This window comes from Curtobacterium sp. MMLR14_010 (assembly GCF_001865015.1).
GTDB lineage: Bacteria > Actinomycetota > Actinomycetes > Actinomycetales > Microbacteriaceae > Curtobacterium.
Genome location: NZ_MJGV01000002.1, coordinates 45,562 through 60,727, shown reverse-complemented (window position 1 = coordinate 60,727; position 15,166 = coordinate 45,562). Strand labels below are relative to the sequence as shown.

Genomic DNA, 15,166 nt, shown 5'->3' with positions numbered 1-15,166 from the left:
GTCGGCGTCCCCGGTGCGGGCGACGCTGCCCGTTCATGGAACGCCGCGCCGTCCGCGTGCCGGTCCAGTCGCACGTACCCCACCCGCTCGCTGGGGCCGGTGCGGGACCCGCGCGTCTAGGCTCTGGGGTCGTGACGGACGGTGTGGCACGGGCCCAGGCACTGCTCGACGACGCCGCCCGACGACTGCGCACCGCCGACGTCCGGGACGAAGCCCTCGGCGAGTACGTCCGCCCGAAGGCGGTGCTCGGCATCCGTCGCGAGCCGACGATGCGCCCACTCGGCCGGGTCTGGCGGGTCGGGGCGCTGCTCCTCGGGTCGTCCCTCGAGAGCGGTGGCCGGGTCTGGGCGACGGGCACCATCACCCGGGTCACCGACCCCGGGCGGGCGCAGTTCGTCTCCGTGTCCGCCGAGACCCGTCGTGCCTACCGGGCGGCCGCCGTCCGTGGTCGCTTCGACGCGGGCGACACGGTGAACCACGGCGCGACACCGATCCCCCTCGACGAGACGCTCGTCGACGCCGACGGGGTGCTGTTCGTGCGCGACGGCGAGCCGTTCGTCCGGTGGTCGCCGACCGCTGGCGCTGCCGTCCCCCTCGTCGACTACCTGACCGACCGCGTCGCGCTGCTCGTCGACCCCCCGGCCGGCGCGACCGGCTGACCCGGCCACGCCGCTCAGGTCGCAGTTCGTGTCGGCTCCGGCCCGCACCAAGCGACACGAAGTGCGACCTCACCGTCCTCGCGGGCGCGGCAGACAGCCGGGAGGCTCGACCCCGGACCACCAGGCCATGTCCGTCCGGCACATGGTCGACCCCCGCCCGCCCCGCTGGGCCCCACCGGTCACGACTCCCCGCTCACGTCCGGCGAACGGTCACGAGACGTCGGCCCGAGACCGCCGGACCGACGCTCCCCGACCACTCGGCGTCGTGCACGCGGGGTGTCCTGACCGCTCGACGGGCCAGCGCGCTCACCGCACCACCCCGCCACGCCGCTGAGGTCGCTTCGCTGAGGTCGCAGTTCGTGTCGGCTCCGGCCCGCACCAGGCGACACGAAGTGCGACCTCACCGCGGCACGCGCGTAGCGTCCGCGCAGTGACCGACTCGCCACGCCGCCGTCTCGTCCTCCCCGGCCAGTACGGCCCGCTCTTCGACGACGGCGGACCGATGGTCGTCGTCGAGGCCCGCGAGTTCTTCACCGCCCGTCCCGTGCACTGGGCCAAGGCGCACCTGTGGCTGAGCGCGCTCCGACACCGGGTGCGCGAGCTCGGCGACCGGGCGGACCACGTGCAGGTCCTCCGACTGGAGGATGTGCTCGCCGGACATGATGACCTCGAGGTCGTGGACCCGCCGTCGCGGACCCTCCGGGCGCAGGTGCGGCAGCACGGGGTGACGGTCCTGCCGAGCCGTGGGTTCATCACCTCCGAGGAGGACTTCGGCGCCTGGGCCCGGGGCCGCGGCGGACGGTTCCTCATGGAGTCCTTCTACGAGCAGGTGCGCCGCCGCGAGGGCTGGCTGATGGACGGCACCGCCCCGGTCGGCGGGGTCTTCAGCCACGACGCCGACAACCGGCAGCCCCCACCACGTGGGGCGACCACCCTCGGGCTGCCCGGACCGTGGTCGCCGACGGAGGACGAGGTCGACGACGAGGTCCGCGCCGACCTGGACCAGTGGGAGCGCGACGGGCTCGTGCAGTTCGTCGGACGGGACGACCGCCGCCGCTTCGCCGTGACCGCGGACGAGGCCAGGGCAGCCCTCGACGACTTCCTCGAGGTCCGCCTCGGCGACTTCGGGCCGTACGAGGACGCCGTCCTGACCAACGACCGGACGATGGCGCACTCGCTGCTGAGTGTGCCACTGAACCTCGGCGTGCTCGACCCGAGAGACGCCGTCACGGCAGCGGTCCGGGCGTACGAGACCGGCGGTGCCCCCATCGGCAGCGTCGAGGGCTTCGTCCGACAGGTCGCAGGCTGGCGCGACTACGTCTGGCACCTCTACTGGTGGCTCGGGGACACGTACGGGGCCGAAGCGTCAGCACTCGGGACGCAGAAGGACGGAGCGCGACGGGACGGTCCGTCGGGTGGGTCCTCGCTCCCCCGCTGGTGGCGGGAGCTCGACTCGACCGAGGTCGACGCCGTCTGCCTGTCCACCGCACTCGACGACGCCCGGGACCACGGCTGGCTGCACCACATCCAGCGGCTGATGGTCCTCGGGAACTTCTCGCTCCAGCGCGGCTGGGACCCCGTCGAGCTGACCGAGTGGTTCACCGACGTGTTCGTCGACGGCACCGACTGGGTGATGCCCGCCAACATCATCGGGATGTCGCAGCACGCGGACGGCGGGGTCGTCGCCACGAAGCCGTACGCGGCGGGCGGGCGCTACATCGACAAGATGACCGACCACTGCGGCGGCTGCCGCTTCGACCCGACGAAGCGGCTGGGCGAGGACGCCTGCCCGTTCACCGCCGGGTACTGGGCCTTCCTCGACCGCGCGGAACCCGCGCTCCGCAGCAACACCCGCATGGTGCGCCCGCTGCAGCAGCTCCGGCAGATGCCGGACCGCGAGCAGGTGGTCGCCCAGGAGGCCGCCCGCCTGATGCCCTGACGGCGCGCGCGTGGTCGCGACCACCCACCGGACGGGAGGCTCGGGGTGCGCTGGCACCGAGCCTCCCGTCCGGTGGTCCGCGCGATCAGCGCGATCAGGGTGCCGCAGGCTCCTTCGGCTTCATCCAGAACGGCGACCAGTGGTAGCCGTCCGGGTCGTCGAACTGGCGCTGGTACATGAAGGGGTACTCGTCGGTGTCGCCGACGCGCCCGCCGGCCGCGGCGGCGCGATCGAGCAGGTCGTCGACCGCCTGACGGCTGTCGAGGTCGAACGAGACGGTGACCTTGGACGGGGTGTCCGGTCCGCCCACGAGCTCCTCGGTGCCACCGACGCTGGCGTACACCTCGCGGCTGGTGAGCATGACGTACTGCTCCGGGGCGATGGCGAAGCACGAGGTCTGGTCGCTCGACATGGCGGGCTGGATGGTCCAGCCGAGGGCCCGGTAGAAGGCCGTCGCACGCTCGACGCTGTCGACCGGGCAGGTGATGAAGAGGCTCATGCGGGTGATCGTCCTCGTGTCGGGCGTGCTGGTCAAGGGTCCCGAGCGCCGTCGTGCTGCCCACGTGGCAGGCTCTCGGACATGGGCGCACGGAGCAGGACGATCAGCATCCTGATGGCGGTGCAGGCCGTGGGCGCGCTCCTGGTGGTCCTGCTCGGCGAGCGGACGCTGCGGGCCGTGACGGTGACGCTCCCCGGCCAGCCGACGAGCACGCTCTCGCACGTGGACCTCGGCGCCGCGATGGTCGTGGTGCTCGCGCTGTCGGCCGCGGCGTGGGCGCTGTCGGCCGGGGCCGGGGCGCGGTCGTCTGGGGCAGGTGCGCGGTCGTCGTGGTGGTCGGGCGCGCTCGACCCGCTGCTGACCACGCCGATCACCCTGTTCGTCGTCGCGCAGCTCAACGGCATCCGGGACGTCGGCGCGCTGGTCGGCGTCTACGCACTCGCGTCCGCTGGTGTGCTGTTCGCGGTGGTCCAGCGGCGTGACGACCGTGCGACCGGCGGGTCGCGCGTGCCGCTCGGGCTCGGGTCGGCGGTCGGGATCGTCCCGTGGGGCATCGTCGCGTTCCACCAGGTGGGCGCCGGGATCGTCGGACACCCGCTGCCGGGGATTGTGGTCGTGATCACGCTGACGGCACTCGTCGCCGCGGTCGCCGAGTTCGTGGCGACCTGGCGCCGGCAGCTGGTCGCGGCGGCGGTGCTGCGCACTGCGGGCTTCGCGCTGGTCGCGTGGCTCGTCGTCGCCGCGCTCTGACCCCGGTCGCCCGGGCCGTCACCGGACACGGCCCCGATAGGGTCGGAGCGTGGCACCGATCAACGACGACTTCAGCGACCGCTTCGACCTGCGCGAGTTCACCCCCGGCACCGACGCCGACGGGGCGCCCGACGCCCGCACCGCCTCGTGGATGGAGGCCGTGGGCATGGGCTTCCACGAGGGCACCCTGTCGCCCGAGTCCGCCGCACGCATGGCTGCGGACTTCGTCGCGGACGGGGAGACCTTCCTCGGCGTGCACCTCCGCGACCCCTTCCCCGGCTCCGTCGACGAGACCTGGCCCGTCGGCACCTTCACCTGGCTCCGCAAGGAGCTGAGCTGGGGCGACGGTGCCGCCGTCGACACACAGGCCATCACCGGGGTCACGGTCCGACCGACCGAGCGTCGCCGCGGGATCCTCCGCGCGATGATGTCCCACGCGCTGGACCGTGGGGTCGAGGAGGGCTACGCGCTCGCCTCGCTCACCGCGTCCGAGGGCACCATCTACCGCCGCTTCGGCTTCGGCTGCGCGATCCGCGAGCGCGCCGTCAGCGTGCGGCGCAACCGGGCGCTGCCGTTCCTGGCGCCGACCTCGGGCACCGTGACCGTCGTGCCGCTGGCCTGGCTGGCAGACGGAGTCGGACGCGGGGTCTTCGACCGCTTCCACGAACGCACACCCGGTTCGATGGTCCGGAACGCCGGCACGTGGCCGGTCGTCTTCGGAGCGCTGACCGGCGACGGCGAGAAGGCGAAGGACGTCCGCGCCGCCGTGCACCGCGCCGCTGGCACCGACGAGATCGACGGCTACGTCACCTGGAAGGTCAAGGACAGCGGCGGCGACACCACCGTCGAGATCGTGGACATCGTCTACACGGACGACGCCGCCTACCTCTCGATGTGGGAGTTCCTGCTCTCCATCGACCTCAACGACGTGGTGCAGTACAAGCGCTCGCGGCTCGACGACCCGATCGTGGCCGCGCTCGGCGACAACCGGGCGTACGACGTCGACCACGAGGAGGACCACGTCTGGCTGCGCGTGCTCGACGTCGCGGCGACGCTGTCCTCGCGGCCGTACGCGGTCGACGGCTCGGTGACGCTCGCCGTGTCCGACGCGATGGGGTACGCGACGGGCACGTACCGGCTCGACGTGGTGTCCGGCGCCGGCACGGTCACACGGCTGTCCCCGGACGTCCTGGGCGAGGTCGACGGGGCCGGTGTCGACGTCACGCTCGACGTGGCCGACCTCGGCGCGCTGCTGATCGGCTCGGTGTCCCCGGTGACGCTCGCCGCCGCTGGGCTGCTCCTGGCGACGGACGAGGCCGCACTCCGGCTCCGCGCGATGCTGCTGCCCCCGCGGACGCCGCACGGCATCACGTACTTCTGAGGCGGGCGCGGGCGCGCGGCGGCGCCGGCGCAGGCACCGGCGCGCGTGCGCGGGCTCGCACCGTGCGCGTTCTCCCGGCCGGTGCGAGGTCGTACACCCCGTGCGTGCCGACAGCGCCGCACGGGGTGTACAACCTCGCACGGAACGACCCGACCCTCGCACGGGACCCGCCCGACCCGCACGCGCCGACCCGCCGCCCGCCTACCCCCGCCGGCGCACGCGGGGGTCGACCACGCTGTAGACCACGTCGACGACGACGTTCGCCGTCACCACGAGGAACGCCGCGAACAGCGTGAAGCCCACGACCACCTGCAGGTCGAGCGTGTGCACCGCGTCGATGAGCAGCGCCCCGAGGCCCTGCATCGAGAACACCTTCTCGGTGATGACCGCCCCGCCGAGCAACGACCCGAGGTCAAGCCCGAACAGCGTCACCACGGGCAGGATCGCCGTGCGCAGCCCGTGCCGCACGACGACCTGCCGCTCGCGGAGGCCCTTCGCGCGGGCCGTCCGGACGAAGTCCTGCGACATGGACTCGAGCATCTCGCCCCGGGTCAGGCGGGCGTAGATCGCGGCGCTGATGAAGGCGAGCACGCACCACGGCAGCACCAGGTGGGTGAACCAGCCGACGGGGTCCTCGGTGAAGGGCACGTAGCCGCTGGTCGGCAGCACCCCGAGCACGAACCCGAACAGCAGGATCGCGAGCAGCCCGACCAGGTACGACGGCGCGGACACCCCGGCGACCGCGATGCCCATCACGGTGCGGTCGAGCAGGGACCCCCGGCGGAGGGCCGAGGCCGCTCCCCCGGCGACACCCGCGACGAGCCACAGCAGTGCGGCACCGACGGCGATCGAGGCCGTGACCGGCAGACGCGTCAGGATGAGCGAGGTGACGCTGTCGTGCAGCTGGAACGAGTACCCGAAGCACGGTGCCGCGCAGTGGATGACCGAGGCGCCGGTGCCGAACGTCCGACCGGTGAAGATGCCGCCGAGGTACGCGCCGAACTGGGCGATCCAGGGCTTGTCCGTGCCGAGGAACGCCTGCACCTCGCGGAGCCGGTCCGGCGTGCAGGGCTTGTCGCAGATGGCGCGTGCGGGGTTCGTCGGCAGGAGCATGAACAGCGCGTACGTCACCGCGGCGACGACGAGCAGCACGACCACGGCGCCGAGCACGCGGAACAGGACGAAGCGGAACGCGGTCACCTGGTGCCTCCACGCGGGTCGAGGGCGTCGCGCAGGGCGTCGCCGAGCACGTTGAACGCCAGGGTCACGAGGAACAGCGCGATCCCGGGGAACAGCAGGTACATCGGGTCGGTCTGCACCCAGCCGATCGCGTCGCCGATGCTGCGCCCCCACGAGGGCGTCGGCGGGGTGACGCCCACGGCGAGGAACGACAGCGCGGCTTCGGCACCGATCATCGACGGGATCGAGATCGTCGCGTAGACGGTGATCGTCGCGGCGAGGTTCGGCAGCAGCTGCGTCCGGATGACGTGCCAGCGCCCGGCGCCGAGCGCGGTCGAGGCGACGACGTAGTTCCGCGTCCGCAGCGACAGCGTCTGCCCGCGGATGACCCGCGCGACGGCCGGCCACCCGAAGAACCCGATGACGAGCACGACGAGCAGCGGCTTCGGGAACGACGTCGGCACGATGGCGGTGAGCGCGATCATGAACACGAGCGACGGGAACCCGAACATCACGTCGACGACCCGGCTCAGCACGCGGTCGTACCAGCCGCCGAAGAACCCGGTCGTGACACCGACGAGCACCCCGATGACGATCGACATCGCGGTCGCCGCCAGGCCGATGCCGAGCGAGGTCCGCGCCCCGTACGTGACGATCGCGAAGAGGTCGCGCCCGGTCAGCGGCTCGACGCCGAACCAGTGCGTGCCGCTGACCCCGCCGAGCGCTCCCCGCGGAGCCCCGAAGGAGTTGAGCGCCCCGATGTGGTAGCTGTACGGGTCCTGCCCGCTGATGCCCGCGATCACGGGGGCGAGCACGGCGACGAGCAGGAAGACCGCGATGACGACGGCCGAGGCCAACGCCGCGCGGTCCTGCCGCACGCGGCGAACCACCGCGCGGAACCCGGTCGACCGACCGGACGCCGCGACGGGCCGCTCCACGACGTTCGCGGTCACGATCCCACCTCCACGAGACGACGCCAGGCGGCACGGCGGGCGGCCTGGCGTGCAGGGTCGGCCACGGGGGCGGCGGCGAGCAGCATGCGCGTGTAGTCCTCCTGCGGGTCGTCGAGCACGGTCTCGGTGCGGCCCCGTTCGACGACCCGGCCGTCGTGGAGCACGACGACCTCGTCCGCGAGCTGGCGCACCACGGCGAGGTCGTGGCTGATGAGCAGCATGCCGAACCCGAAGTCGTCCTGCAGCGCGGAGAGCAGGTCGAGCACGGCTGCCTGCACCGTCACGTCGAGCGCGGAGGTCGGCTCGTCGGCCACGACGAGCGCCGGGCGGAGGGCGAGCGCCCGAGCGACCGCGACCCGCTGGCGCTGCCCGCCGGAGAGCTCGTGCGGGAACCGTTCCGCCCAGGTCGGGTCGAGCTGCACGGCCTCGAGCAGGTCGCGCACGCGCGTGCTCCGCTCGGCGGCCGTGGAACCGTGCACCAGCAGCGGCTCGGCGATGCTCCACCCGATCGTCTGTCGCGGGTTCAACGAGGACGCCGGGTCCTGGAACACGATCCCGACGCGGCTCCGGATCTCCCGCAGCCGTCGTCCCCGCGCAGTCCGGAGGTCGCTGCCGTCCACCTCGACGCTGCCGGCGACGACCGGCACGAGGCCGGCGAGCGCCCGCCCCACGGTCGACTTGCCAGACCCGGACTCGCCCACGAGCCCGAGCGTCCCCCCGGCCCGCAGCTCGAGGTCGATGCCCGAGACGGTCGGCGCGCCGCGCCGGTCGTACCGCACGCTCACGTCGCGCAGGCGCGCCACCACCGGGAGGGAGGCTCGGCTCGGCCCCGCCGTGCCGGTCCCGTCACCGAGACTCGCCACCCCGACCCCGCTCCCGCGGTCACCGAGACTCGGCTGGGCGGGCAGATCGCGGCCTGCGCGGCCTGCATCCTGTCCGGAGGGGCGAGACTCGGCCGTGCCGTCGGCGGACCGGGCGGGCGGGGCGGACGCGGGACGAGCCTCCAGGCTGGGGACGGCGGCGAGGAGGGCGCGCGTGTAGGCGGCCTGCGGAGCCGCGAAGAGGTCGGCGACCGCGCCGTGCTCGACGGGCTCGCCGCGGCGCATGACGAGCACCTCGTCGGCGACGTCGGCCACCACGCCCATGTCGTGCGTGATGAGCAGGACGGCGAGGTCGCGCTCGTGACAGAGCTGCCGGAGCAGGTCGAGGATGCCCGCCTGGACGGTGACGTCGAGGGCGGTCGTCGGTTCGTCCGCGATGAGCGCGACGGGGTCGCCGGCGAGCGCCATCGCGATCATCGCGCGCTGCAGCTGCCCGCCGGAGAGCTCGTGCGGGTACGCCCGCCGGATGCGTGCCGGGTCGTCGAGGCCCGCTGAGCGCAGCAGCCCGTCGATGCGTGCGGACACCCCCGCGCGGTCGAGGCCGCTCGGGTGCGCGCGGACGGCCTCGGCGATCTGCGTGCCGATCGACAGGACGGGGGTGAACGAGTTCATCGGCTCCTGGAAGACCACGCCGATGCCCGCACCACGGACCGCACGCAGGGACTCGACGGACGCGCCGACGAGCTCCTCGCCGCGGAAGCGGGCGCTGCCGGAGACGCGGGCCTGCGGCGGCAGGAGCCCGAGCACGCTCATGGCGCTGACGGACTTGCCCGAGCCGGACTCCCCGACCAGGGCGAGCACGCGGCCGGGCGTCAGCGCGAAGGAGACGTCACGCACGACGGGCTCCGCATCGCCGAACGCGACGCGGAGCCCCTCGACCTGCAGGATCGGGTCGCTCACTGGGCGAGCGAGACCTTGAGGTAGTTCGGGTACGCGGGGAAGTCCGCGATGCGGAAGTCCTGCACGTTCGACCCGGCCAGGAACGACTGCTTGGCGTAGGTCAGCGGGACGACGGGTGCGTCCTCCATGATCCGCTTGTCGGCCTCGGCCCAGAGCGCCTGCGCCTTCTGCTGGTCGATGGTCCCCGTGGCCTTCTCGATCAGTGCGTCCACCTCCGGGTTGCTGTACTTCGACACGTTGTAGCGGCCGCCACCGACCTCCGACGAGGCGAAGAGCGGCTGGATGTTGGCGTTCGCGCTCGGGAAGTCGGGCTGCCAGCTGAACAGCGCCAGGTCGAAGTCGGTGCCGTCGGTCGTCGCCGTGTAGAACGAGTCGATGTCGAGCGGCTTGAGCGTGACCGCGATGCCCGCGCGCTTGAGGCCGGCCTGGATCGCCTGCGCCTCGGCGAGGTTCGCGGGGTCGTTCTGCGACACGAGCGTCAGCTTCAGGTCGGTGACGCCGGCCTTCTCGAGCAGCTGCTTCGCCTTCGCGACGTCGCCCGTCGAACCGGGCTCGTACAGGTCGTAGTCCTGGCGGCCGGCGATGCCCGGCGTGATGAGGGTGGAGGCGTAGCTCCCGGCGAGGGCACCGCCCGCGGCGATCCGGTACGACTTCCGGTCGACCGCGTACTGCAGCGCCTGACGCACCTTGAGCTCCTTGAGCGAGCCCTTCTGCGTGTTGATCGCCACGTACTGCAGCGGGCCGGCCTTCGACGTCGCGAGGCGGTCCTGCGCGGACGGGTTGGCGCGGACCTGGTTCAGCTCCGCGGCACCGAGGTAGGTCGCACCGAACGAGTTCTTCGCGTCCCCGTTGTCGGCGATGAGGGTCTGCGTGACCGTGGACGAGTCCTGCGACTCCTTGAAGACGACCTTCGACGGGCCGGCGGTGCGGACGGCGTCGGTCTTCGCGCTCCACGCCTTGTTCCGGACCAGCGTGACCTGCGAGCCCTCCTGGTTGCTCTGCACCTGGTACGGGCCGCTGGCCACCGGCTTGGCGTCGTAGGCGCCGATGTCGGTCCCGTCGCCCTCGGGGACCGGGGAGAACGCCGGCATCGACACGATCCACGGCCAGTCGCCGTAGGCAGCGTTGAGCTTGAAGACGATGGTCGAGTCGTCCGGCGTCTCGATGCTGTCGAGGGTCTTGCCGTCGAACGGGCCCTTGTAGTCGTCGCCGCCGACCAGCAGCGACTTGTGGTAGCTCAGGCCACCGGGCAGGGTCGGCGCGAACGAGCGCTCGATGCCCCACTTGATGTCCTTCGTGGTGATGGCCGAACCGTCCTGGAACTTGAGCCCCTTCTTGAGGTGGTACGTCCAGGTCTTGCCGCCGTCGCTCGAGTCGCCGGTGTTCGTCGCCAGGTCCGGGACCACCTTCGCGGTCTTCCCCGGCTCGACATCCCAGGCCGTCAGACGACGGAGCACCAGGCCGAGCGACGTGATGCCGAGGCCCTGGCTGGTGGCGGGGTCGAGGTGGAACGACGTCGCCGTGGTCAGGATGTTCAGCGTCCCGCCCTTGTTCGTCCCCGACGAAGCGTCGTCCGAAGCGCCACCGCCCGAGCAGCCGGTGAGGACCAGGGCTGCGGCTGCGGCGACGGCCGCGGTGATGGTCAGTCGGTTCGAGCGTCTCATGACGTGGTGCTCCTCGAGAGGTCGGTGCTGCGGGGCTCACGGTCGATCCAGGCCGGGCGGCGTCCATCCTGGCACCGTCCGGATGCGCACGGAGACAGCCGGTGACGCACGACGCAACAATCCACGGAGCGGGTGGACCGGTCGTTCTCTCTCCGTACGCGAGCGAGCGCGTCTCAGCGCGGTTCGAGGAGTCGTCCCGCCGCACGTCGGGCCGCGGCTGCCCAGGGCCGCGACGCATCCGCCTGGGCGCTCGCCATGGCACCGTCGTACAGCAGGCAGAGCTCGAGCGCGGTCGACTCGGCGTCCGCTGCCCCGGCCTCCACCAGCAGTGCCGTGAACAGGTCGCGGACCCAGTCGCGGTGCTCCAGGGTCACCTCGTGGGTCGGGTGGCCTGCGCCGTACTCCGCCTCGACGTTGATGAAGGGGCAGCCGCGGTAGCCGGGCTCGTCGAACCACTCACCGAGCAGGTCGAAGACAGCGAGGACCCGCTCGGTCGCCGTGCCGCCGCGAGCGGGGAGCTCGACGGCGACGTGCTCCTGCCACGACGCGCTGCGCCCGCGGAGGTACCCGAGCACCAGGTCGTCCTTCGTCCGGAAGTGCGTGTAGAGGCTCGCCTTCGAGATGTCGGCCTCAGCTGCGACCTGGTCCACCCCGACGGCATGGATGCCCTGTTCGTAGAACAACCGGTCAGCGGTGGCGACAGCGCGCTCGTAGGCCGGGCGTCGACGGGTACGGGGTTCCGGCGGTGTGGACATGGTTTGACTTTACTGCACTGATCTGTACAGTTACCAACTCCGCAAGCCAAACCGATCTGTTCAGTCAGGAACACACCATGACCACGACCACGACCGCTCTCGTCACCGGGGCCACCAGCGGCATCGGGCGCGCAACCGCCGAACTCCTCGCCACACAGGGCCTGCACGTCGTCGTCTCGGGCAGGGACACCACCCGCGGTGAGGAGGTCGTCCGGTCGATCCGTGCATCCGGCGGCCGGGCGGAGTTCGTCGAGGCAGACCTCCGCGACGAGTCGAGCACGGCGCACCTCGCCGCCGAGGCGCTGCGCATCGGCGGCGGCACGGTCGACGTGCTCGTCAACAGCGCCGGCATCTTCCCCTTCGGCGCCACGGCCGACACGACCTCGGCAGGCTTCGACGAGGTCTTCGACATCAACGTCAAGGCGCCGTACTTCCTCGTCGCGACCCTCGCCCCCGCCATGGCCGCGCGAGGCGGCGGAGCGATCGTCAACGTCACCACGATGGTGGCCGAGTTCGGTGCTGCCGGCATGGGACTCTACGGCTCCACGAAGGCCGCACTCGTGCTGCTGACGAAGTCGTGGGCCGCGGAGTTCGGTCCGGCCGGGGTCCGCGTCAACGCCGTCAGCCCCGGTCCGACCCGAACCGAGGGCACCGCTGCGATGGGCGAGGCACTCGACCAGCTCGCCGCAGCGGGCCCCGCAGGCCGACCGGGGACGGCGGAGGAGGTCGCACAGGCGATCGTCTTCCTCGCCACGGATGCGGCGTCCTTCGTGCACGGTGCCGTCCTGCCCGTCGACGGCGGCCGCATCGCCGTCTGATCGATCCCGCTGCCACATCGCTGAACGGACACGGCACCGTGCAGATGCACGATGCCGTGTCCTGTCCGTGGTGCCCCGCGCCGGCGCGGGTCAGCGGTCGAAGAGCCCGCCGAGGAAGTCGTTGCCGAGGTTCGACGCCTGCTCACCGAGCCCGGAGGCCTGCTCACCGAAGCCGGACACGTGCTCGCCGACACCGCCGAGGAGCTGCTCCCCCTCGGCTGCGAAGCCCTCCACGCCACCACCGAGGTCAGCGAGCCCGAAGTCCCCGATGCCCGACGCGATGCCCTCGAAGTCGACGCCGAGGTCGGCGGCCCCGGCCAGGACCGGGGCTGCGGCGGCGCTGACCACCGCTCCCCCGGCGACCGCGACCGCGATCCCGCCGAGCGCCATCGCCCCGGCACCCACCGCGGCGCCACCAGCCATCGCACCCATGCGGCCGCGGTTCCCCGAACCGCTGCCGTTCCCGCCGCCGAGGACCCGACGGATGAGGCCGGGACGACCGACCTCGCCGCGCGTCATGGCACGGGCCATCGGGCCCGCCGAGTCGTCTGCGACGCGCTCGTGCGGCGGCAGCTCGGCGTTCATGCGCTGCAGGACCTGCTGGCGCTGCTCGGGCGTGAGCCGGGCGAAGGCGTCGTGGTGGACCTGCTCGAGCTGCTCCGGCGACGACGTACGCAGGAGGTAGTCGTACTTCGCGAGCGCGACCTTGTCGTGGTCGGCAGGGCCGGTGCCGCGCGATCGGTCGTGCTGCTGGGGCTGCTGGCCGTACTGCTGCGGCGCGTGCTGCTGCGGCGGGCGCTGCTGGCCGGTGCGGTCGTCCCCGGTGAGCTTGTCCGCTGCGCTGCGCACGACGCTGCGCCAGTCCGTGCCGCCCAGCTGCTGTCCACCGGCGGGCTCACCCTGCCCGCGCTGCTGCAGCTTCTTGTCGATGACCTTCGAGGCCATGCCGATGATCCGAGAGAGGTTCGCCATGGGCCGACCTTTGCGTCCTCACATGTGAACGCTCAGCATCGGAGCAGTGCAGCGCCCCCGGAACCCATCCGGATCCCCTGGGAGAAGCACTGACGCTTCTCTGATACTCCAGTATCGGTAGGCGTGGAAGTGGAGCAGCGCGACCGCCGGACCGCTGCCCCAGGGCGAACGAGTGAAGCCCGGAACTGCGACAACAGTTCCGGGCTTCGGTTCGCTCTCCGAGTGGAAAGCCAGGGGAACCAACACTTCCCCGAGTCACCGCTCGGGTAGAAGTCTAGCCGAGCCCGCTCGGCTTCACACCCCTGGCCGACTGCTCCTCGTGTCCACCGGCGACGACACCAGGAGGTCCTCGATGTCAGACGACGACGAGCGCCGGCCCAGGCGTCAGGTCCCGTGGTTGGGGATCGCGAGCTTGCTCGTGACCCTCGCCCGCTTCCTGCACGACCTGTACCGCAGAGGTCAGTGACCAGGTGCTCCGCGCCGCAGCCAGCGGCGCGGAGCACTCCTCGTCAGCCCAGCGTGCGGTCGAGGAACCCGTTGCGGAAGCGCCCCGTCGGGTCGAGCGACCGAGCCAGCTCCGCGAAGGCCGCCAGCTGCGGGTAGGCCTCGTGCAACCGCGAGGGTGAGGCCGCGGAGACCTTCCCCCAGTGCGGCCTCGGGTCGAACGGGGCGAGCACGCCCTCGATCCGCAGCACCGCCGCTGCCACGGCGGACGGGTCCCGACGGAAGGTGAAGTGCAGCCCGACCGACTGCCGACCGGACGAGGGCGCGAGCCAGGCGGTGTCGGCCGCGATGGTCCGGACCTCAGCCGCGATGAGCAGCGGTGCGAACAGGTCGGCGAGCGGACGCAGTGCCCGGAGCGCCGGGACCGCGGACGCCGCGGGGATCAGGTACTCGGCCTGGATCTCCGCGCCGGTGGACGGCGAGAAGGTCGATCGGAAGTGCGGCAGGCGCTCCGACCAGGGACCGGGGACGCCGCCCTGCTCGGTGACGCTGGCCGCGTCGTTCTCGCCGGGGTGGACGGCCTCTGTGGCGCGGCGGGCGCCGAGCGCGACGAGGTCGACGCTCGGTGCGGGCTCGTCCACGCGGTGCTTCGTCCAGACCTGTCGTGCGCCACGGTCGTCGAACGCCGTGAACATCGACACCGAGTAGGCGTCGGCCATCACCGCGTCGAAGTGCTCCTCGACGGCGTCCCACGGCAGGTCGAGGTGCACGGTCGTGGCGACCTCGAACGACGGCTCGATCGCGAGCTCCAGCGCCGTGACGACGCCGAGCGCACCGAGCGCCACACGATGGGCATCCAGCGACCCGGATCCAGACCCAGACGCGGCATCAGACCCAGACTCGGAGCCGGCGGACACGTGCTCGACCTCCCCCGAAGCACGCACCACGTCCAACCCGACCACCGCCTGCGCCAGCGAGGGGTTCCGTACACCGGAGCCGTGCGTGCCCGTGGCGACGGCCCCGGCCGTGGAGATGTGCGGCAGGGACGCGAGGTTCCCGAGCGCCCAGCCACGAGCCTCCAGGCCGGCCGCGACCTGCGCATGCGTCATGCCGGCGGCGACCCGCACCGTCCGACGAGTCGTGTCGATCTCGAGCGACGGCGGCATCTCCGTCAGCGTGAGCTGGACGGCGTCGGTATCGGCGACCTCGTTGAACGAGTGCGTCGACCCGAGCGCCGTCAGGCGCGGTGTCGACGTGACGAGGTGCTGGACCTCGCCCACCGAGGTCGGGCGCAGCAGCGCCGTCGCCCGGTAGGTGACGTTGCCCGCCCAGTTGGTCCGCTGCTCCGCGATCACGTCGGTCATCGTACGGC

Annotated in this window: 13 protein-coding genes; 5 read left to right on the top strand and 8 right to left on the bottom strand. The window is 72.3% G+C overall.

Annotated features, from left to right (window positions below):
- The first annotated feature begins 131 nt into the window (after nucleotides 1–131).
- Both BIU98_RS00370 and BIU98_RS00365 read left to right on the top strand, forming a co-directional pair.
- Nucleotides 132–659, top strand: a complete 528-nt coding sequence (locus BIU98_RS00370) for a hypothetical protein (protein WP_071269605.1) — start codon at nucleotides 132–134, stop codon at nucleotides 657–659.
- A gap of 430 nt (nucleotides 660–1,089) precedes the next feature.
- Nucleotides 1,090–2,598 carry a cryptochrome/photolyase family protein gene (locus BIU98_RS00365; RefSeq protein ID WP_071269603.1) on the top strand — a complete coding sequence of 503 codons (1,509 nt, stop codon included), beginning with the start codon at nucleotides 1,090–1,092 and terminating at the stop codon, nucleotides 2,596–2,598.
- A gap of 94 nt (nucleotides 2,599–2,692) precedes the next feature.
- Here BIU98_RS00365 and BIU98_RS00360 read toward each other — a convergent pair whose 3' ends face one another.
- Nucleotides 2,693–3,097: a VOC family protein gene (locus BIU98_RS00360; RefSeq protein ID WP_071270459.1), complete on the bottom strand. Its 405-nt coding sequence runs from the start codon at nucleotides 3,095–3,097 to the stop codon at nucleotides 2,693–2,695.
- Between the two features lie 81 nt (nucleotides 3,098–3,178).
- Between BIU98_RS00360 and BIU98_RS19200 the strand changes: the two genes are divergently transcribed.
- Both BIU98_RS19200 and BIU98_RS00350 read left to right on the top strand, forming a co-directional pair.
- Nucleotides 3,179–3,847 carry a hypothetical protein gene (locus tag BIU98_RS19200; RefSeq protein ID WP_071269601.1) on the top strand — a complete coding sequence of 223 codons (669 nt, stop codon included), beginning with the start codon at nucleotides 3,179–3,181 and terminating at the stop codon, nucleotides 3,845–3,847.
- A 49-nt stretch (nucleotides 3,848–3,896) separates the two neighbouring features.
- Complete coding sequence (locus tag BIU98_RS00350; RefSeq protein ID WP_083392835.1) at nucleotides 3,897–5,228, top strand: GNAT family N-acetyltransferase; 1,332 nt, start codon at nucleotides 3,897–3,899, stop codon at nucleotides 5,226–5,228.
- A gap of 201 nt (nucleotides 5,229–5,429) precedes the next feature.
- On the opposite strand, the gene BIU98_RS00345 is transcribed toward BIU98_RS00350, so the two are convergent.
- The 5 genes from BIU98_RS00345 to BIU98_RS00325 all read right to left on the bottom strand — a co-directional run bounded on the left by BIU98_RS00345 (nucleotide 5,430) and on the right by BIU98_RS00325 (nucleotide 11,560).
- Nucleotides 5,430–6,428 (bottom strand): ABC transporter permease, encoded by a 999-nt coding sequence (locus BIU98_RS00345; RefSeq protein ID WP_071269599.1) that lies wholly within the window; start codon nucleotides 6,426–6,428, stop codon nucleotides 5,430–5,432.
- Nucleotides 6,425–7,360: an ABC transporter permease gene (locus tag BIU98_RS00340; protein WP_071269597.1), complete on the bottom strand. Its 936-nt coding sequence runs from the start codon at nucleotides 7,358–7,360 to the stop codon at nucleotides 6,425–6,427. The genes BIU98_RS00345 and BIU98_RS00340 overlap by 4 nt, the downstream gene beginning before the upstream one ends.
- A complete protein-coding gene (locus BIU98_RS00335; protein ID WP_071269595.1) occupies nucleotides 7,357–9,141 on the bottom strand; it encodes a dipeptide ABC transporter ATP-binding protein in 1,785 nt (594 codons plus the stop codon). Before BIU98_RS00335 ends, BIU98_RS00340 begins: the two co-directional genes overlap by 4 nt.
- Nucleotides 9,138–10,805 carry an ABC transporter substrate-binding protein gene (locus tag BIU98_RS00330; RefSeq protein ID WP_071269593.1) on the bottom strand — a complete coding sequence of 556 codons (1,668 nt, stop codon included), beginning with the start codon at nucleotides 10,803–10,805 and terminating at the stop codon, nucleotides 9,138–9,140. Before BIU98_RS00330 ends, BIU98_RS00335 begins: the two co-directional genes overlap by 4 nt.
- A 173-nt stretch (nucleotides 10,806–10,978) precedes the next feature.
- Nucleotides 10,979–11,560: a TetR/AcrR family transcriptional regulator gene (locus BIU98_RS00325; protein WP_071269591.1), complete on the bottom strand. Its 582-nt coding sequence runs from the start codon at nucleotides 11,558–11,560 to the stop codon at nucleotides 10,979–10,981.
- Between the two features lie 77 nt (nucleotides 11,561–11,637).
- Here BIU98_RS00325 and BIU98_RS00320 point away from each other — a divergent pair, with 77 nt between their 5' ends.
- Entirely contained in the window at nucleotides 11,638–12,378 is a 741-nt protein-coding gene (locus tag BIU98_RS00320) for an SDR family NAD(P)-dependent oxidoreductase (protein WP_071269589.1), read from the top strand.
- 90 nt (nucleotides 12,379–12,468) lie between these two features.
- On the opposite strand, the gene BIU98_RS00315 is transcribed toward BIU98_RS00320, so the two are convergent.
- The gene (locus BIU98_RS00315) at nucleotides 12,469–13,350 is read right to left on the bottom strand and encodes a DUF3106 domain-containing protein (RefSeq protein ID WP_254787744.1); all 882 of its coding nucleotides are present in this window, start codon (nucleotides 13,348–13,350) and stop codon (nucleotides 12,469–12,471) included.
- 509 nt (nucleotides 13,351–13,859) lie between these two features.
- Entirely contained in the window at nucleotides 13,860–15,158 is a 1,299-nt protein-coding gene (locus BIU98_RS00310; RefSeq protein WP_071269587.1) for an FAD-binding protein, read from the bottom strand.
- Between the last annotated feature and the right edge of the window lie 8 nt (nucleotides 15,159–15,166).

What these genes read in the sequence shown, in the direction of transcription:
- BIU98_RS00360 (WP_071270459.1), bottom strand. Translation starts at nt 3,097, where the DNA reads ATGAGCCTCTTCATCACCTGCCCGGTCGACAGCGTCGAGCGTGCGACG.
- BIU98_RS19200 (WP_071269601.1), top strand. Translation starts at nt 3,179, where the DNA reads ATGGGCGCACGGAGCAGGACGATCAGCATCCTGATGGCGGTGCAGGCC.
- BIU98_RS00330 (WP_071269593.1), bottom strand. Translation starts at nt 10,805, where the DNA reads ATGAGACGCTCGAACCGACTGACCATCACCGCGGCCGTCGCCGCAGCC.
- BIU98_RS00325 (WP_071269591.1), bottom strand. Translation starts at nt 11,560, where the DNA reads ATGTCCACACCGCCGGAACCCCGTACCCGTCGACGCCCGGCCTACGAG.
- BIU98_RS00320 (WP_071269589.1), top strand. Translation starts at nt 11,638, where the DNA reads ATGACCACGACCACGACCGCTCTCGTCACCGGGGCCACCAGCGGCATC.
- BIU98_RS00315 (WP_254787744.1), bottom strand. Translation starts at nt 13,350, where the DNA reads ATGGCGAACCTCTCTCGGATCATCGGCATGGCCTCGAAGGTCATCGAC.
- BIU98_RS00310 (WP_071269587.1), bottom strand. Translation starts at nt 15,158, where the DNA reads ATGACCGACGTGATCGCGGAGCAGCGGACCAACTGGGCGGGCAACGTC.